We start from the raw sequence: 18,169 nt of genomic DNA, 5'->3' as shown, positions 1-18,169 counted from the left end.
CGATATTGAGGGGCTGCGGGCGACACGCCCGAGACACCATATGAGATCAGAACTCACCAATTTCATCCGTCGGCTTAGAGAAATAACCGCACCCTCAACTCACGATCAAACATCACAGCCATATGCAACAGACATTGAATACAGCGATGTACTCAATCTGCTCACTTCGGATCGGAGACGCTGGGTCATCCAACTTCTCGCCTCAGAACCCACTGGTGAGACTATACCGCTATCCAAACTGGCCGAGCAGGTAGCCGCGAAGGAGAACAATTGCTCCGTTAGCGAACTCACCTCACAACAGCGCAAACGAGTATATATTTCCCTGCAACAACAACACATGCCTCAGCTTAACGGAGTTGTCGTTGAGTATGACTCTAATCGTCAAGTAGTCGTGCCAACTGAAGCGCAGCGAGTCTGGGATGCCTTCAAAGCGTTCCAGATAGAGCTGTCACGCTAGCCGACTAGTTCTCGCTACCAGTCCTCAACCCAGTACTTTTTATCGTTCCACTCTTCCCGCACCATCGCCCGCCAAGATTCATTCTTCACGCTCTTCTTATCAGCATAGTGCATCAAGTACGAGAGGTAGATCACACCGGCCTTTCTCGACCTATGGTTGTTGATGTAGTTAGTCGTACGGTCAACCAACTCAGCCACCCACTCGTCGCGCTTATCATCATCTGAGAGGAAGATGTCTTTCGCAACGAACGGCATCTCTTCGTCTTCTGCGCCCGGGAAACACGAGCGCAACGACGGATGCTCCTCACGAACCTTCCCCTTATTAAAAGTCTTCCCAGCCTCTTTTGCCTCGATAATCCGCTCATACACCGCATTCTCGTCGAAATCCGGGTCAAGCGACGGGTACGGATACCAGACATCGAGGCTCGACCCGTACTCGAACTTATACCGACGACGCGACGACGCATGCAACTCCAATCCATCCATTGATTCTTCAAGGAGACGCTCCGGAATCACATCCACATCAGCCAGTTTATAGTTCAGAAATCCGCGAACCGCTGCCATACCAGGAACCTTCCTTGACTTCACTTCCTCACTCCATTCACGGGCATCTGGGTCAAACTCTACTCCATGGTTGACCGGCAGGTCATTCGGATGGTGGTCGGGTTCGCCGCTACCCTCACCGCTGTCGGAGGTCTCAGCGCTTTCAGAGGACGTCGCCGAGGTATTCCCAGCCGCCCCCTCGGAACCGGCGAGCACCTCGCCACACAGCTCCTCCAGCATCTTTGTCTGGTGCTTCGTCTCATCCAACAACTCATCATCGCGCTCATCGTAGGTATAAATCATCTCTTCGAGCATTTCACGCTTCGTTACGCCACGGCGCTGCGCGTGTTTCTCAACAATCGTGTCTGCCTTCGCATCGATGCGACGGCGCTTCGTGTCTTCACCCATAAAGTGTTCAGATACAACACAACAGGGACGGATAAGCCTCCGCATCAGTTCTAGCTTCGACTGAAAATGAGACACAAGGCAATCTAACCCAAACATACTGATTCACTCTACAAAACTGAAAAACCTATGCCGAAAAGAAAACACCAACTACAACGCCCCACAGGGCCAATTTTCTAAAAACTGCTGTGAAATCTGGAATGAACATATAAAAAACGTCCCTCTCCATGAAACTGAAGATGAAGAGAACGCGGGCGAAAGGGTGCCCCCGGGGGAGGAGTCAAGACAACTCCAAGCGCCTGTAGACACAACAGCCACGCACAACGCCGCAAAGTTAGATTACGGGTCGACAGCCATATGCCGCCTCGAATAAGGCAGAATTCGGTCGATGACTCTCCCTCCTCTTGCCTAACAGGACAGCCTACGGTTAGATATGTTGTGTGGGAATATAAATGTTTGTCCTACTGTTGTACAACACATAAAACAAACCGCGAGAAACAGACGAACTACTGAAAAAACACTCATAGAAACCCTCTCGGACTAAATTGTGGACTAGCCGAGGATGATTAACCCGTGCCAGCACCGCCTACACGATCGGCTAGCCCGACACCCCCCCTGCTTACTCTCCACGACGAACCTTCATCTTCAGTTTGCAACCACGACCCAATTTTTAAATACACTGTCCCAACTCAAGGCTCCCAAATCCCCCGAAACTCAGTAATTCCCTGTTTCAACCTATGACATCTTCAGTTTCAGTTTCGGCCCTAAGCTGTCTCGCCGACACCAACCTCTGCATCGACACCAACTAAGTACCACGCCCAACAACTATACAACCAACAGCCCCATGACTGAACAACAAGACTCCCTCAGCGAAGACTCAGAGCCAGACACCGACTCCGACACATCCCCGCTCAACACCATCTCAGACAAAGACATCATCCTCAACGCCCGCCACTTAGTGGGCCCCGACGCCATTGTCAACGACGTTCACGAAGCCCTCACCGACGCCGGACTCATCAGCTCCGGCTACGAGAATGCCTCTCGAACCTTCCGTGAAGCCCGCGACGGAACATACTCCGACGAACGAATCAATGATGCCCTCAACGACCAAATCCAGACCGCTATCGAACCTGCCCTCCTCGGGATCGGCAATCTCGCCAACGATACCGATGCCGAAAGTTGTGCCGCAATCAACGAACCGGCTAGTACAGCCGATGAAATTGGCTCTGATAACGTCGCAGGTACGGTTCGAGCGGAAGACGTGCAGACTGTCAAGGAGAAAATCGAACTACTGCACGAGGAGTCTCAAGCGCTATTGGATGTAGATGAGTCGGTTGGTGCGCGACGTGCAGAGTTCATTGGCGAGACAGCAGTCAAGCTACTGGATAAGTTACTCGAGGAATAGTCCTGTTTGATTTGGTTATGAACAAGTGTATTGACAAACCATTCCAAAACCGAGAGTATGAATTCAGACAACGCTGCCAATCTAGATTCTATTACCATTCCATCGCGTGAAGAAATCAAAGAAGCGCATGAACACAATCAATTCCCAGGTAATCCAGTACGTGTTGTAGTTGATGGCCTGACCGGGCATCAACATGCTCAAGTGAAGGAACCGCACGAATATCTCGAGGTCAGTCTCAGCCCTAAGCGACTCATTCGACATATCGATGGAGAAACGTGGCCAACAAAGGCTGACGCTGAAACAACAGTCTTTCAGATAGATCGGTATCCGAACATTACCTACGAACGCAAAGAAGAGATTTTGAACACGCCAGAATTCAACAACGCTGTTGAAGAAGTCTGGGAAGAAATGAAACAGCGTTGGTGGAACGAGGTCGAATTTATTGACGAAATCAAATTCGGAGATAGTCGCACTGTCGCTGTGTACTATGAAGAAGACTAAGAGTAGAGGTCAGAGCTCTGTTGAAATCCCCAGTTACTGATTGTTTGTTTGGGCCGTGCTGAACACAGGGTGCGATTCGGCCAGCGGGATCGTGTCTAGAGGGGGAGCGGTTGCGTTGACAGATACAATACAAAAACACTACACTACTGTGGGTCTCCCGAATTTAGTTATCTCTCGTACGGTACTGGGTTCAGAGATTTGTAGAAGTTCTCCCGAGCACCCGGATGCTTCGGGCTACCGTTCTTGTTTTGTGCCAATACATATGGGGTAACTGGGAGCACGTCAAGTAACTCTTCAATTTCCTCACTGTATTTCGCGTCAGGGGCCTGTCCCCAAGCCACGAATACAGCATCCGAGGCTCCCGCAGCCTCTGAAATATGTTGATCGTTGTCCTCGTCAATGTCCTCTCCTTGCGGATCTGGATGCGATTTAATGACACTTTTGTCTGAGTCGACAACTGGGAAGAGGTTCACTACAATCATCTCCCCAAACCCAAGCATGTGGAGTGCCCTCGCAAGCGTTGTTACTGTCCTGTCAGGGTCATCTTTATCAGCAACACTAGGATTCACCATCACAACACATGCGGTCATGTCGCCACCCTTTCATTTACGCCGGAGCGAAAATCGATACTCCCCATCATTGAGTAGTACGGCATCCTTCTCGGTGTATTCAGGGCCGGGGTTAGGATTCTCTCGGACAACCTCAAAACTAGTTTGAGTTCGTTCGCTCACATTTCAAAGGCTATTGGTTTCAGTATAAACATGTCGGTTGTATCAACGAAACAACTTCTTATCGGCTAATCCACTTGCTCACCGATGGAACAAAGAGAAATGGTTGCTGAATACTCCCTCTGAGTCGGTCATGACGTTCATAACACGAACCTAGTAGTTCGAACGGCCTGTACTCGATAGCGAGCGCGTATTCACAAGTTTTCCTCTGTATTTTGGGTGGATACTATTACACCTCAGAACTCGCATTTTGTATGCCAATTAATGCTGGTTGGGGAGAACTCCTGGTCGGCGCGTACCATCGATTAGAGAATGAGTGTGAGGTTGTCAGCTACAACAACCGATCAGAAGAGCCCGGGAACCAGATGGAAGCCGACGTACTTGGAATAGACAACGACCGAGAGAGCGGAGAGCAGCATGTCTACGTTTGTGAGGTAGTAACGCATTTAAAGGGGAATCTGTATTCTGGCTCACCAAAAGATGAACAGGGATGGTGGATGGAGTATTCCAACACAAGTGCCTACCATCGCTCATTGGAAAAGTTATGGAAGAAGTTCTTAGACGACCACAATTACGTGCGGCAGACGTTTCCTCATGCGGATAAGTACTCATTCGAGTTCTGGGCACCGGTGGTGAAAGGAGCGAAAACAACAGGGCCGCTCATCAAGGGTCTTGACAGGCTTTCTGAGGAGTTTGAAAAAGAAACGGACGAGGAGCTGGAACTATTTATCAATGAAAAGTACAACAACCATATCAGTAAATTGCGCGACAGAGCAAAAGACGATGTGAGTAACCGTGGTATTCCAGCTTATCGCTTCCTTCAGATTCTGGAAAATATGGGATAGTGCCATTAATAGTCCCAATTCCCTGAGACAGGGTTTCTGAATACACTCTTTGTGTCACGCAGCTCCTGTCAAGGCTAGAGGATTTCAACAAAACTTGGTTAGATGTTGTCGAGGTAGCGCCGCCGCAGTTCCATTTTCTCGCGTTCCGTCCTACTGTCGTAGTGTTCGTCGATGACGTCTTTTGAGACATCGAGCCTGTCGCTGACGACTTCGCCCGGGGTGTCCATCCCGAGGAAGTGTGTGATGGCACCTCTACGGAACGCGTGTGGGCCGACACTGTCTGGGCACTTGCTGGCAGACATGCGTCCTTGAACGGCTTCGCAGTCGTCTGGGTTACGATCGTGCGGACACTCTTGTCCGTACATACACGGACGCGTCAAACGATAGACGTAGGCTTGGAACGTGTTTTTCGTGATCCGACCGTACTCAGTGGTGAACAGTGGTTTTCGGTCATAGTCGTCGGTTACGTCGTGGCGATGCTCTTTGATGTAGTCTCGGAGAATGTTGACGGTGCGCGTTGAGACTGCGACTGACCGCTCCCCTTTCTCCTTGTTTTTAAGAGGAGTATCCTGTTCGGGACGGTGGTGTAGTTCGATAAACTCTTCGCGGAGATGGAGGTCGTCAAGGTCGATACTGCGGGCAGCTCCAGCACGCATTCCGGTCTCCCAGAGGACGCGCGTGATGGCATGATGAGCCCCTGCGTAACTGTATTTGTCGTGGTGGGCAAGAATGTCGCTCGCTTTCGCTTCCCGTACGACGTCTTTCTCACGAACTGGTTTGCGATCGACAGCAGGTGAGTCGATGCTTTCGGAGAGGCCGTCACGCACGCCGTCGATATTCTCACAGAATCTGATAAACACGCGCAGTGTGTCCATCTGTGACTTCAACGTGGTCTGGTTGACTTGCTCGCTACGCCAGAGTCTGAACCGGTGGATGTCACGTCCTCCGACGTCGTTCAGGTTGTCGATGCCTTGGTTGTCGCACCATTTGACGAAGTTCTTGAGTCGGTAGCCATGGCTCTGGAGCGTGGCCTCGGAGACTTCGTCACGGCGCTGTTGTTTGTACATCTCGACTGCTTCAACTGGTTCGAGGGGTTCGAGTTCGTCTGGGTTCCTCATGGATTGTCTCATTGGGGTTGGTCTCCAGAATCTCCGAGACAGGTTCCCCGCAGGTGCGACGGCTCCACGGAGCCGGTCGGCTGGTCGGCTAGCGCGACGTCGACTGGTTGTAGCGATGGCTCGATTGCGGGCCAGCCAGCGATAGCTCGATTCCTTCGTGGAGTCGGAAGCGCAGCGCCGTAGGCGCGAGAACCGATAGGCCGTAAGCTCAATGACGCGAGGCCGTCAGGCCGAGTGTCATCAAAGAAGGCTGACACGCGCAGCGTCAGCGAGCAAGTGTCAGTCTTCGAGAAGTTCGAATCTGAGCCGGCCCATTTCTACCCCTATTCTACGACCGCGAGCGACTGTTCTGTCGCTCGCACTCCGAATGCGGTTGTATGGGCGACCGAAGATTCGAACGCCCGAGCGACAGCGAGGGAAGTTCGAATCTGAGCCGTTCCCGCGAACGGAGTGAGTGGGTGCTTGTGACGAGCGAAGCGAGTCACAGTGGCCCATCTCCACCCCCACCTGTCGTAGTCGTTTCGTCGCCAAATTCCCCGAAATAGACGCTGGAAACCACCGCTGCTCTCGACAAGATACTCCAGAATTCTCTCGTCTCAAATCGTTATCCAGTCACCCGATAACGAATTCCGGAGTGATGAACGTGGCAGCAAGAAACCCGACCAGTAAGAACATTGTTGTGAGGCGAAGCACACCGGCCGTCTTCCGTCGGTGTTTTGGAAGGGATTCAGCCATCCCCGACAGGGTGAACCCGGCGACGAGGACGAGTATCCAACTGCTCGATGTGGAATTCGGGGGCAGACTGAAATACAGGTATATGCCCAAGTGGATGACTGCTCCGGAGAACTGAATGAGCGCATTTGGACGGCCGGAGGGTTCACTGAACACAACGTCCGTGATTATGGAGGGCATCAAACAGGTACTCAAATTCGAGGCCTAAATAGTAGGTGTGTTGACTTCTTCTTCACCACAGGACTCGACAGTTGCAACAGTGTACATCCACTTTTCTCCGCGATGAAATGACGGCTACCAACAAGTTTATGACACTCATTTCACACTTCTTCGTATGGATCGGCGGTCTCTGATTAAGGTCCTCCCACTCAGTTTGATTTCACTTTTGTCTGGGTGTAGTGGGCATCCGCTTCCACCCCCACGAGGGACAGTAATTGGTCGAACTGTCGTTGGTCAGCGTGAGGGGCGAAGCGTTCGCATCGGGAGCGTGAATCAGAGTCCCCGAAGCGCCTCGGATAGTCCAGAAACGACCGGCGCACCTATCGGATTCGTTCTGAACGACTCGACGTACGAGGATGTGTCTGAGGCGTACGACGACGTGGAATGCTACGTTTCGATTCGCCACGAAGGATACGACGGACTCCGAAACGCACCCGAAGCGGGCGACGTCATCCACTACGCTACTGACAGAGCGCTGTTCAACGCGACCCAATTTGGCGACTTTGTCGTCATCATGACGGGCCTCGATAATTCACTCACGGGGTTCCAGCGTATCGTCAGAAGCGGCCGGGTGGTTCGCAAAACTGAACAAGCGAGTGATACTGACGCCGCTGTTGCCTCCGAGTATCCGGGAGGCATCGTCTTGGCCCATGACTTCGAGAGTGGCGCTTCACGAAAGCGATATCCGGCGACTCGAAACGTGTACTCGAACGTCGAACGCGGCCAGACGAGTACATTCGGGCTCCAGCGCGAGTCGACCCCCTCTGGAACACACTACCTCTATCTAGACGCTCTCGACCCATCCCACTCGTGGGCTCTCCTATAGCTCGATTTATCCCATCGCCTCTACACGTCCGAGTCGTGAACATGAACGAGCGAACCGTCTCTCGTTTTTTCGTCCTCCTCGGCGCAGTCGTCGCGGCCGCGTTGCTTCTGCGCGTCTACTATGTGCTCATCGACCACCTCGGACACGAAGGCGTCGTCGACAACGTGCTCTCGCTGCAAGTCCAGTTCATCGTTGCCGTTGCCGTGTCTATCGTCCTCTCGCAACTGCTTCGCATCTCTCGGTTCGTCGCTGACCAACTCGAACACAGAACGAGGCTCATCACAGAACCGAACGAGAAAGTGTTCTATGCTGGGTTCGTGCTCGTGTTCTGTCTGTTCCAACTCGTCGGCGCGGTACAGCTGATATTCCGCCCGGGAGTGTACACCATCGTCCTCGAATCGCTCTTCGATTGGTCGCTCAACGTCGAACTGCGGCCGAACAATACGGTCGTACTCGGAATCCTGTCGAGTCTCTCTATCGGTGCGTATTCACTCTTCGTGGACTGCTGGGCGCTGCTTTGGAGTGGCGAGTTGGAGGACTTCTAGACGCACGTACCGCCCGGCACTCATATCGCGCTTTCGACCACCGTCCTCACTCCCGAATGAGGCCTCACCTTCGACCACCTCGTTTATCCCCACCTGTCCCCTCCATTCGACGATGACTGACGCCCTCTCCTTCGACGTAACCAACGTCGAGGACGTCGCCGCCAACCGCGACGAAGTCGTTTCGGCGGTGCAGGCCCACGCCGGGACAATCGCGCGCGAACTCGCCATCCTCCAGGGCGGCGACTACGGACAGGAGACGTTCAAAACGCGCCGTGGAACGTGGACGCTGAAGTACGAAGCCGGTGCCATCCAGTATCTTCGATTCAAGGGCAAATCCGGCGGCGAGACCTACGTCGTCTCGACCAAGCAACCCCCCGAGCCGAAGCCGCTGGCGACGGCGATGAAGGACTACCCGGCGTTCGTCGAGGCGTACAACGAACACGTCGAATCGCTCGACGGCGTCCTCGACGACGTGCCGACCGAGTTTCCGTCGATTACGACGACCGAGGAACTCGTCTCCGAGCGCGACCGGATCGTCTCGACTATTCGCGAGATTTCGAACACCATCGCGGGCGAACTGACGCGATTCGACGGCGAGTACGGTACCTTCGCACAGCGCGTCAACGGGACGCGCTGGGAGCTGAAATGGGACGGCCCGCAGGCGTCGTATCTCCGGGTTGGTGGCGAAGGTGGCGTCTATCTGGTCTCGCAGTACCAGCCACCGTCGGCACCGGACGTGCGAGAACTCGCCGAGGGGTTCGTCGGGTTCGTCGAGGCGTACAACGAGTACGTCGAGGAGTTGGAAGCTGACTTGGCGACGGTCTCGTTCGAAGACGCGACGTAACGCATTTTGAGGTCAGGGTGCGGCGGTGTTTGGGTCCTGCCGAACCCATCGCCTGCGCTGTATTTCCGAACGCTTATCGCCCTCGTTTCGCACATCAACACCGATGGCGAGTCAATCGAATGGACGAGTGGGAATTGCGCTCGTCCTCGTCGGAGTCGTGGCCGTCGTGGCGACACTCGGTCTGGGTGCAGCCCTCGCACCCGACATCGGTGCCGCGACGAACAGCGACGACGCGCAGCAAGCCCGAATGACGCTTGTCGGGTCTCAGGGTGGTGGACCCGGACTCCACGAAGACGGGAGCGTCTACCTCCTCAACAATACTTCCGTCTCGTGGCGCGTCGCCGACGCCGACAGCTACTTCGACGTGACGAAATTAGAAGACGGCCGCATCGCCGCGGGCTTCATGCACAGCGGCTACGAGGAGTGTGGCCCGTACGAGTCCCCGTGTACCCACACCGGGTATCGAATTATCGACCCTGACGCAGAGGGTGGCGCACAGACCGTCGAGGAGTGGAGTTTCCCCGTCCGGTCGCGCGCGAACAGCGAAGTCCACGACGTGGAAATCCTCGACTCGGGCGAGATTCTCATGACCGACATGGACCGCGAGCGCGTCTTTACGGTCCATGACGGTGAGGTGACGTGGCAGTGGAACGCCTCGTCGATGTACGACGCGCCCGCCGACCCGACCAAGACCGACTGGCTCCACATCAACGACGTGGACGTCATCGGCGAGGACCGGTATCTCGTCTCGGTCCGAAACGCGAACCAGTTGGTCATCATCGAGCGCGGGTCGGGCGTTGTCGACGTCATCAACGAGGACGATGACGGTGACGGCAAGGGTGACCCCGAGGTCATGCTCCGCCAGCACAACCCGCAGTGGTTGGGTAACGGGTCCGTCCTCGTCGCCGACAGTGAGAACAACCGCATCATCGAACTCCACGAGAACGACGCGGGCGACTGGGAAATCGCGTGGTCGGTTCGGAGCGCACAGGGAGTCTCCTTCCGATGGCCCCGCGACGCCGACCGCCTGCCGAACGGCAACACGCTCATCACCGACTCGGCGAACCAGCGCATCGTCGAAGTAAACCGCACCGGAGCGGTCGTCTGGAGCGTCAAGACCGACCTCATTCCGTACGAGGCAGAGCGCCTCCCAATCGGTGAGACGGTCGGCGGCCCACGGTCCGATGTGGTACCGGACGGCGCACACGAGTCCGAGGAGGTTCCGGTTCTCTCGCCGCTCCTCACGGGTATTCGCGCGAGCTATCCACTTCCGTACTGGCTCGCCGAGGGGCACCTCGCGGGCGTCCTCTTCGGACTGCTTTCGATGTGCGCCGGGTCCGGTATCGTCGTTCGGAATCGAATCGAGTGGTAATTCGGAACCGAATCGAGTGGTAATTCGGAACCGAATCGACTGATAATTCCGAATCGACCCGACTGGTAACTGCCACTCAGTCACCGCCCTCATGGGGGTGACCGCGACACTTTTGCACCCGCCGCGGCCACGTCCCCCCATGGCAGACGACGACCTCGCGTGGGAGACGACCGACACGCGAATCGACTACACGTGTCCGGGGTTCGACATCCGGATGGACGACGTTCGGCTTCCCGACGGCACGGAGACCGACTTTCACTACGTCGAAGAACCGCCTGCGGTGGTGATTCTTCCTTTCACCGCCGACGGCGACGTGGTCGTCATCGACGAGTGGCGGCAGGCGGTCGAGCGAACGAACCGCGGACTCCCGGCCGGTGGCACCGAGGCTGGTGACGACGACTACGAAGCCGCGGCACACCGCGAACTCACCGAAGAGACGGGCTACGTCGCCGAGACGATGGAACCGCTCGTGACCGTCGAACCCGCCAACGGCATCGCCAACTCGGTGTTTCACTACTTCGTCGCCCACGGGTGTGAAAAACAGGAAGCCCAGAAACTCGATTTCAACGAGAGCATTCGCCCGACGACCGTCGCGTACGACGAGTTGTTGCAGTCGGTCAGAGACGGCGACGTTCGAGACGGACGGACCGCGCTCGGTGTCCTCCACTACGAGTTGACACAGGAGTAGTCGCGTCCGCGACGACGGAGTCGGGCGCACCGTCGCCCAATGCGGGAAGGATTTTCACGACAGGGGTCTTACCACTCGCTCGTGGTTACTACGACGCGCCTCTTCGATTCGGTTTGGTCCCTCGCTGCGGCGCTCACCGTCGGTGGCGGTGGGCTCGTCGTTGGGACGGTACTCGTCATCGCGACGCAACTCGCGATGGTCAGTGTTGGCATCGAACTGACACCCTTCATGCTCATCGTGATGTCGCTTATCTTGTTGCAAGGCATCGCGTTCGGGGGCGTTGCGCTTCTCTACGCACGGTTCCGCGGCTTCGGCATCGACCATTTCGGCGTTCGAGTCCCCTCGCCCCGTGGGATTGTCGCCATCGTGCTCGGGTACGTCCTCGCACTCGGTGCGGCCTTCACTGGTGCCTTCTTGATTCAGGCAATTGGCGTCGAAGCCGGGTCGAACCAAGTCACCGAAATCGCCACCCAAGACCCTGAAGTCCTCCTCCTACTCGTTCCGGCGTCGTTCCTCCTCATCGGTCCGGGCGAGGAACTACTGTTCCGGGGCGTCGTCCAGAACCGTATCCGTGAGTCGTTCGGTCCCGTGTCGGGTATCGCCCTCGCGAGCGCCATCTTCGCCGCGATTCACTTCGTCGCGCTGACCGGCGGCGCGAGTGCCCGCCTCGTCACTATCGGCATCCTCTTTTTCCCGAGTCTCGTCTTCGGGACGGCCTACGAACTGACCGACAACCTCGTCGTGCCCGCGCTCATCCACGGCACGTACAACGCGACGCTGTTCACCATCGCCTACATCGCGTTCAAGGTGATGGAGATGAACCCCGACGCGATGCCCTCCATCCTGTTCTTCTGAGTCTCGGAGTCCGAGGTTAGGGCTCTCCCGACTCGTATTCTGCATCGTCGGTGTCGAAAAAGCCGGAGTACGAACTGTCTTCAGTGCTCCCCGGTGGCGACCCGACGTAGACGCCGACTTTGTCGATGTCCGGGTGAAGCGTCACGTCCGGGTCGCGCATCGTCGAAACCGCGAGATACCGGAGTGGTTCGTCGCCATCGTTGACGACACAGTGTGCGCCGGTTTCGTCGGCCGGACAGGGGACGTAGTCGCCCTCGCGGAGGGTGTACGTCTCGCCGCCGAGGCGGAGCGTGCCGGTCCCCGAGAGGACGTACAGCGCCTCTTCGTTGGCTGCGTGGTAGTGGTACGACCACGGTTGACTCCCCGGCGGGAGTTCGTAGAGGCTACAGCCGAGTTGGTCGCTCCCGGCGGCGTCGCCCAGTTGTTTCTGCTTGAACGTGCCTTCGACGCCCTCGTGTTCGACCCAGTCGAGGTCGGACTCGTTTCGGGGTTGCATACGGGGTGTCCCGCGGCGTCGAGAAAAAGTGTTTGTGGGCTATCGGAGCAGGGACCGTGTGGTCGCTGGCTGCGGGATTCCGGTTCAGTTCGGGTGCCCTCACCCGAGGTCAGGTCAGTTATTCAGCGTGACCTCTCCGTTAGCCGCCGATTCGTCGTGCTCCGTCGTCGTGGAGGTCGACTGTTGGCTGGTGGTGTCTCCCGACGTCGACTGCTGACTGCTCACGTCGGAGCCAGCTGACTGTTGACCGATGCTGACATCGGATGGCGAGTCGCTGGAGTCGAACTGGCCGACGAGCGACTGGAGTCGCTGTGCGCGTTCCGAGAGCGCTTCCGACGCAGATGCAATCTCTTGGGTCGTCGCCGTCTGCTCTTCGGCCGCTGCCGAGACGTTCTGCGCCTCGGAGGCCGTCTTGTCGCTGAGGTTCGTAATCTCGTCCATCGTCGTGACGACTTCTTGGGTCGACTGCGCCTGTTCGTCGGTGGCGCTGCTGATAGACTGGATGGCGTCGTTGCTCTCTTCGATTTTGCCGACGATTTCTTCGAGCACGTCGACGGTCTCGCCGACCGTCTCACGGCTAGATTCGACCTCAGCCCGGGTCTCGAAGGTGTCCTCGGCGACGTTTTCGGTAGACGTCTCGATGTCTTCGATGAGGGCTTCGACCTCTTGGGTCGCGTCTGCGGTCTCTTCGGCGAGCGTCTTCACTTCGCTCGCGACGACGGCGAACCCTTCGCCCGCATCGCCAGCGCCCGCCGCCTCGATAGAGGCGTTGAGCGCGAGGATGCTCGTCTTCTCGGCGATATCGTCGATTAGCTCGACGACTTCGCCAATCTCCGTGACGGACTGCTGGAGGTCTTCGACTTCGGAGACGGTTTCAGCCGACCGCGACTCCAGTCGTTCCATCTTCTCGATGGTCGAACTGGCGGCTTCTCGGCTCTCCTTTGCGCGGTCGACGGTCCGCCGCGACTCGTGAGCAATCTCTTCGGAGGACGACGCAATCTCCTCGATGGTTGCAGAGAGGTTGCTTAGTTCGGATTCTGCGGCGTTGAGATTCCGGTGTTGCGTCTCGTTGCTTGCAGAAATTTCTTCGATACTCTCGGCGACATCGGCACTGGTGACTTTCACCGCGTTCGCGCTCGCGGTGACGTCCGAACTCTCGTCGTCGACTTGTTCGGCGAACGTCTGTATCTGAGTGATGACCAAGTCGATGGAGTCCATCATCTCGTTGAAGCCTTCACCGATGCGCTGCATCGCGTCGTTTTGGCTCTCCGCGTCGACGCGGACGGTGAGGTCACCGGCTGCGGCGTTCTCCATCGCCTCACCGTACACCTCGGCCTGCTGTTCGAGGTCGGACGTGAGCGCGTCGAGTTGCGAGCGCTGCTCTTCGGCTTCTTGGCTCTTTGCCTCCGCGTCCGCGACGAGCTCCTTCATGTCCTCGACGATGGCGAGCGTCGCAGTGCCGCCGATTGCGAACACGGCGACGGTCGAGGTCATAAGCGGGCTCGTCACGAGGTTGAACACCTCTTCGTAGATGCCAGCCTTCTCCAAGGCGAGGCTAAACGTCCACATCACGCCCAGAATGGACCCGAACGAGAACGTGAGCCAGAATGGCGCTTCTGCGTCGCTGTCGCGGTAGTTGAGCCACCCCAGCGCTGCTGCACCGACGAAGCCGAGCATCCCGATGGCGTCGAAGATTGGAGCGATTCCGACCATCGTTATTCACCCGCCGTGATGACTTCTTTACGACGGACGTACGCCGCTGCGAGGAACGCGACGCCCGCTAAGCCGATTCCGATGCCGTGTTCGACCATGTTCAACACTGGCTCGAGGGCAAACGTTTCGAGGTTCGTCGCCAGCATCCCGACGACGAGCAACACGTAGCCCGCGGTGAACAGTTTCGTCTCGCTCCTGTACTGCGTGACAACCGGTATGAGTCCCACCAGGGACACGACCAGGCCAGTTACTTCGAGTGGTGATAGTTCAGCCAACATTCCTTCGCATTGTTCCACGAATGCATTTTTAAATTGGTCGTCCAAATATTCGGATTTGATAATTTTCCGCCCTCTGAACTAGACATATGAAAAATTATGATTCGCTGTTGTCATCTATTTCCGGTATCGGTCTTGGTATGTTTCTGGTCTCTCGGAAGTGGCTCTCGCACGCGAACGCAACCCTTACCGCCGCGCTCACGGAAGCACCTCCATGCGCGACCATTTCGAAATCCGCGACGGGGACCTCGCCGGCCGTATCGGCCGTCTGGAAGTCCCCCGCGCGGGGGTCACTGTCGAGACGCCGGCCCTTCTGCCGGTCGTCAACCCGAATATCGATACGATTCCGCCCGCGAAGCTCGAATCCGAGTTCGGCGCGGAGATTCTCATTACCAACTCCTACATCATCAAGAAGAACGACCACCTGCGCGAGGAGGCACTCGATGTCGGTCTTCACGAGATGCTGGACTTCCACGGTGCCATCATGACCGACTCGGGGTCGTTCCAACTCGCCGAGTACGGCGAAATCGACACGACGACCGAGGAGATTCTGCAGTTCCAACACGACATCGGCACGGACATCGCGACGCCCGTCGACATCCCGACGCCCCCGGACGTCGACCGCGAGCAGGCCGAGGAGGAACTCGAAGTCACGAAACAGGCAATCGCTGACGCGGAAGCCGCCGAGACGGGCGACATGCTGCTCAACGCCCCCGTTCAGGGGTCGACCTACCCTGACCTTCGCGAGGAAGCGGGTCGCCACGCCGCCGCCTCCGACCTCGACGTGTTCCCGGTCGGGGCAGTCGTGCCGATGATGAACGCCTACCGCTACGCCGACATGGTCGACGCCGTCGCGGCCGCCAAGCGCGGCCTCACCGTCGACGCTCCCGTCCACCTGTTCGGCGCGGGCCACCCGATGATGCTCGCACTCGCAGTCGCGCTCGGCTGTGACCTGTTCGACTCGGCGGCGTACGCACTCTACGCCCGCGACGGGCGCTATCTCACGGTCCGCGGAACCGAACACCTCGAAGACCTCGAGTACTTCCCGTGTACCTGTCCCATCTGTACGGAGTACTCCCCCGACGACCTGCGGGCGAAGGGGTCGAAACGACAGGAAAAACTGCTCGCTGAGCACAATCTGCACGTCACGTTCGCCGAACTCCGGCGCATCAAGCAGGCCATCCGCGACGGCGACCTGATGGAACTCGTCGAAGAGCGCGCTCGCTCGCACCCCGCGATGCTCGACGGCTACCGCGCGCTTCTGGACCACGTGGACCAACTCGAACGCGAGGACCCGGCCTCGAAGGGTGCGTTCTTCTACGCCTCCAACGAGAGCGCCCACCGTCCCGAGGTCGTCCGTCATCACGACCGACTGGACCGTCTGACCGCCGAGGGTGACGTGCTTCTCACCGAGGGCGGAACGCCGTCGAACGACGAGTACGATTCGGTCTGGCGGGTCGTTCCGCCGTTCGGTCCCTTCCCGCGGGCGCTCTCGGAGACCTACCCGCTTACCGCCGAGGTGCCGGAGCGACTCGACCGCGACGCCTACGAGCAGGCCGCCCGCGGCGTCGCCCGACTGGCCGACGAGAACCCCGACGCGTCGCTCACGCTCGCCCACGACGACTGGCCCGCGTCGGCGCTCGAACTCGTTCCCGGATCGGTGACGACAGAGTCGCTCGCAGCCGTTACCGAGCGATTGGCGAAGGAAGCGATGGCCGACGGGAGTGCTGCCGACACCGACGAGTAACCGGACACTCATCGCCACGTGGTCGCGCCGCAGCGCACCGGCGTCTTCGGAATCGGTCGATGGCCTTAGGTTCTCTCGACGTGTCACGAGAAACGATGGAGGCTGTCCTCTGGTACGTACTTACCGGCACACGCGGTGGTGAGAACCGCGTGCGTATTCTCCGTACTATCGATTCACAGCCACAGAACGCGAACCAACTCGCCGAGGAACTCGACCTCGACTACAAGACCGTCAGACACCACCTCGACGTCCTCATGGACAACAACGTCGTCCAGCGAAGCGGCGACGACTACGGCGCGGTGTACCTCCCGTCGGGGCGGTGCCGCGCGAACTGGGAAACGGTCGAGCAGATAATCGAGCAGGTGGACTGAATATGGAGAGATTTGGGAAAGTGTATATCTGGCTGACGGGGGAAGGAACGAACGAATGAGTATCTGGGTTGACGTCGCGCGGGTCGCCGCCGCGGTCAACGTCGTCGTGCTTCTCGCACTGTCGGCGATTTGGGCGCGGAACTACGTGACCTTCCGGTCGAAGCACGCCCTCGGTCTCCTCGTCTTCGGGGTGTTCCTCCTCGCAGAGAACGCACTGGCGCTCTACATGTACATCCTCGACCCCACACTGTCGGGATGGTTCAGTACGGCCGTGCCCGTCATCGTCTGGCGGCTTATGCTGCTGCTCCACGTCTTCGAGACGATTGGACTCGCGTTCCTCGCGTGGATTACGCTCGACTGACCGGGCAGCGTGACGAGCGGTGATGCAGAGCGACGCGCCGAAATTCAGTCGTTCGACTTCCGTTCGTGGGTCGGGTGTTCCGAGATGAAGACGCTCGTGTGGTCCGGAATGTCCTCTGTGACCCACGAGTTCGCGCCGATACTCACGTGGTCGCCGATGCTGACTGCACCCAGAACTTTCGTTCCAGCGCCGATGACGACGCTGTCGCCGATATCCGGGTGACGCTTGTAGCCTTTCTTCAGCATGTGCTGGTCGTTTTCTTCTTCCTCGAAGTGCAGCGCGCCGAGCGTCACGTCCTGATAGATTCGCGCCCAGTCGCCGATGGTGACCGTCTCACCGATGACGACGCCGGTTCCGTGGTCGATAAAGAAGTAGTCGCCAATCTCTGCACCGGGGTGGATGTCGATACCGGACTCCATCTTCGCGTACTCGGTTAGCTCGCGGGCGTACTCCGGTGCGCCAGCCTCGTAGAGGACGTGCGCGACGCGCTGGACGATAATGGCCTGCACACCGGGGTACGACCGGATTATCTCGACGTAACTCCGCGCCGCCGGGTCGCCTTTGTACGCCGCTTCGACGTCCTTTTTCAGCGTCGCGCGGAGGTCGGGAAGGCGGTCGAGGAGCGTCTCGACCATCTTCGCAGGGTCGCCTGCGCCGTCGGTCTCGGCGTCTTTCTCGCCCGACATCTCTTGGAGGTAGGGTGCGATACCGCGGTAGCAGAGCGATGCGAACTCCGCGACCGTGTCTTCGAGCGTAGACTCGTCTTCGACGAGGTCGCCGCCGTTCCACGCACGCGGGAAGATGAGTCGTTTGAGCAGGTGGACGTCGTCGCGCATGTGGTCGCGTCGGGGGAACACGAGCGACGTATCGGTCGGGAAGGGGTCTGTGTCCTCTTGATAGGAGCCAAAGAGGGCACGGTGAGCATCACCGGTGTAGGTGTAGGACATTTGTTGGTCTCACTTGAACGCTCTCCCGTATTTATTATCGGGATAGTAGTTCGCTTAGTGAGCCATATAACACGCACAACGGTGACTGTTGCGGACGCTCCCCCTCCGTTCTATGGGCTGAAATCGCCGTACTGGGGCGACATCGGGGAGAGATTTGGGTGACAGTTCGGAAAATTA

The 18,169-nt window shown here is 57.7% G+C and carries 21 protein-coding genes; 13 read left to right on the top strand and 8 right to left on the bottom strand.

Translation table 11 applies throughout. The features are described from left to right. The first annotated feature begins 40 nt into the window (after positions 1 to 40). Positions 41 to 457 (top strand): DUF7344 domain-containing protein, encoded by a 417-nt coding sequence (locus C453_RS21140; protein WP_449404893.1) that lies wholly within the window; start codon positions 41 to 43, stop codon positions 455 to 457. 14 nt (positions 458 to 471) lie between these two features. On the opposite strand, the gene C453_RS16990 is transcribed toward C453_RS21140, so the two are convergent. Further along, positions 472 to 1,407 (bottom strand): hypothetical protein, encoded by a 936-nt coding sequence (locus tag C453_RS16990; protein WP_008326437.1) that lies wholly within the window; start codon positions 1,405 to 1,407, stop codon positions 472 to 474. Between the two features lie 841 nt (positions 1,408 to 2,248). Between C453_RS16990 and C453_RS16985 the strand changes: the two genes are divergently transcribed. After that, on the top strand, positions 2,249 to 2,809 hold the full coding sequence (locus tag C453_RS16985; protein WP_008326436.1) for a hypothetical protein: 561 nt from the start codon (positions 2,249 to 2,251) through the stop codon (positions 2,807 to 2,809). A 57-nt stretch (positions 2,810 to 2,866) separates the two neighbouring features. Next, positions 2,867 to 3,310 carry a hypothetical protein gene (locus tag C453_RS20045; RefSeq protein ID WP_152418089.1) on the top strand — a complete coding sequence of 148 codons (444 nt, stop codon included), beginning with the start codon at positions 2,867 to 2,869 and terminating at the stop codon, positions 3,308 to 3,310. Positions 3,311 to 3,477: 167 nt separating this feature from the next. On the opposite strand, the gene C453_RS16975 is transcribed toward C453_RS20045, so the two are convergent. Next, the gene (locus tag C453_RS16975) at positions 3,478 to 3,900 is read right to left on the bottom strand and encodes a DUF1643 domain-containing protein (RefSeq protein ID WP_049907830.1); all 423 of its coding nucleotides are present in this window, start codon (positions 3,898 to 3,900) and stop codon (positions 3,478 to 3,480) included. 392 nt (positions 3,901 to 4,292) lie between these two features. Between C453_RS16975 and C453_RS16970 the strand changes: the two genes are divergently transcribed. Further along, complete coding sequence (locus tag C453_RS16970) at positions 4,293 to 4,883, top strand: hypothetical protein (protein WP_008326425.1); 591 nt, start codon at positions 4,293 to 4,295, stop codon at positions 4,881 to 4,883. A gap of 98 nt (positions 4,884 to 4,981) precedes the next feature. On the opposite strand, the gene C453_RS16965 is transcribed toward C453_RS16970, so the two are convergent. Further along, positions 4,982 to 6,001, bottom strand: a complete 1,020-nt coding sequence (locus tag C453_RS16965) for a tyrosine-type recombinase/integrase (protein WP_008326423.1) — start codon at positions 5,999 to 6,001, stop codon at positions 4,982 to 4,984. Between the two features lie 612 nt (positions 6,002 to 6,613). After that, positions 6,614 to 6,913, bottom strand: a complete 300-nt coding sequence (locus C453_RS16960; RefSeq protein ID WP_008326419.1) for a hypothetical protein — start codon at positions 6,911 to 6,913, stop codon at positions 6,614 to 6,616. 397 nt (positions 6,914 to 7,310) lie between these two features. Here C453_RS16960 and C453_RS16955 point away from each other — a divergent pair, with 397 nt between their 5' ends. The 6 genes from C453_RS16955 (at position 7,311) to C453_RS16930 (ending at position 12,082) form a co-directional block, all read left to right on the top strand. Then, entirely contained in the window at positions 7,311 to 7,778 is a 468-nt protein-coding gene (locus tag C453_RS16955) for a hypothetical protein (protein WP_241430787.1), read from the top strand. 41 nt (positions 7,779 to 7,819) lie between these two features. After that, positions 7,820 to 8,323 (top strand): hypothetical protein, encoded by a 504-nt coding sequence (locus C453_RS16950; protein ID WP_008326415.1) that lies wholly within the window; start codon positions 7,820 to 7,822, stop codon positions 8,321 to 8,323. Positions 8,324 to 8,435: 112 nt separating this feature from the next. Then, entirely contained in the window at positions 8,436 to 9,167 is a 732-nt protein-coding gene (locus C453_RS16945) for a hypothetical protein (RefSeq protein ID WP_008326413.1), read from the top strand. Between the two features lie 103 nt (positions 9,168 to 9,270). Further along, positions 9,271 to 10,539 (top strand): aryl-sulfate sulfotransferase, encoded by a 1,269-nt coding sequence (locus C453_RS16940; protein ID WP_049907828.1) that lies wholly within the window; start codon positions 9,271 to 9,273, stop codon positions 10,537 to 10,539. A 139-nt stretch (positions 10,540 to 10,678) separates the two neighbouring features. After that, entirely contained in the window at positions 10,679 to 11,227 is a 549-nt protein-coding gene (locus tag C453_RS16935; RefSeq protein ID WP_008326410.1) for an NUDIX hydrolase, read from the top strand. 81 nt (positions 11,228 to 11,308) lie between these two features. Further along, positions 11,309 to 12,082: a CPBP family intramembrane glutamic endopeptidase gene (locus C453_RS16930; protein WP_008326409.1), complete on the top strand. Its 774-nt coding sequence runs from the start codon at positions 11,309 to 11,311 to the stop codon at positions 12,080 to 12,082. Positions 12,083 to 12,098: 16 nt separating this feature from the next. Here the strand turns inward: C453_RS16930 and C453_RS16925 are convergent, their stop codons facing one another. From C453_RS16925 to C453_RS16915, 3 genes are all read right to left on the bottom strand, one after another. Continuing rightward, a complete protein-coding gene (locus C453_RS16925) occupies positions 12,099 to 12,578 on the bottom strand; it encodes a cupin domain-containing protein (protein ID WP_008326407.1) in 480 nt (159 codons plus the stop codon). Between the two features lie 114 nt (positions 12,579 to 12,692). Next, a complete protein-coding gene (locus C453_RS16920) occupies positions 12,693 to 14,291 on the bottom strand; it encodes a methyl-accepting chemotaxis protein (protein WP_008326406.1) in 1,599 nt (532 codons plus the stop codon). A 2-nt stretch (positions 14,292 to 14,293) separates the two neighbouring features. Beyond that, a complete protein-coding gene (locus tag C453_RS16915) occupies positions 14,294 to 14,569 on the bottom strand; it encodes a hypothetical protein (RefSeq protein WP_008326403.1) in 276 nt (91 codons plus the stop codon). A gap of 211 nt (positions 14,570 to 14,780) precedes the next feature. On the opposite strand from C453_RS16915, the gene tgtA reads away from it, so the two are divergent. The 3 genes from tgtA (at position 14,781) to C453_RS16900 (ending at position 17,045) form a co-directional block, all read left to right on the top strand. After that, a complete protein-coding gene (tgtA, locus tag C453_RS16910) occupies positions 14,781 to 16,313 on the top strand; it encodes a tRNA guanosine(15) transglycosylase TgtA (protein WP_008326401.1) in 1,533 nt (510 codons plus the stop codon). Between the two features lie 95 nt (positions 16,314 to 16,408). After that, positions 16,409 to 16,684, top strand: coding sequence for an ArsR/SmtB family transcription factor (locus C453_RS16905; RefSeq protein ID WP_008326398.1), 276 nt, complete (start codon positions 16,409 to 16,411; stop codon positions 16,682 to 16,684). Between the two features lie 55 nt (positions 16,685 to 16,739). After that, positions 16,740 to 17,045 carry a hypothetical protein gene (locus tag C453_RS16900; protein ID WP_008326397.1) on the top strand — a complete coding sequence of 102 codons (306 nt, stop codon included), beginning with the start codon at positions 16,740 to 16,742 and terminating at the stop codon, positions 17,043 to 17,045. A gap of 44 nt (positions 17,046 to 17,089) precedes the next feature. On the opposite strand, the gene epsC is transcribed toward C453_RS16900, so the two are convergent. Then, entirely contained in the window at positions 17,090 to 17,992 is a 903-nt protein-coding gene (epsC, locus tag C453_RS16895) for a serine O-acetyltransferase EpsC (protein WP_008326394.1), read from the bottom strand. Between the last annotated feature and the right edge of the window lie 177 nt (positions 17,993 to 18,169).

It is taken from the genome of Haloferax elongans ATCC BAA-1513 (assembly GCF_000336755.1).
Classification (GTDB): domain Archaea; phylum Halobacteriota; class Halobacteria; order Halobacteriales; family Haloferacaceae; genus Haloferax; species Haloferax elongans.
This window is presented reverse-complemented; position numbering and strand designations above follow the sequence as displayed.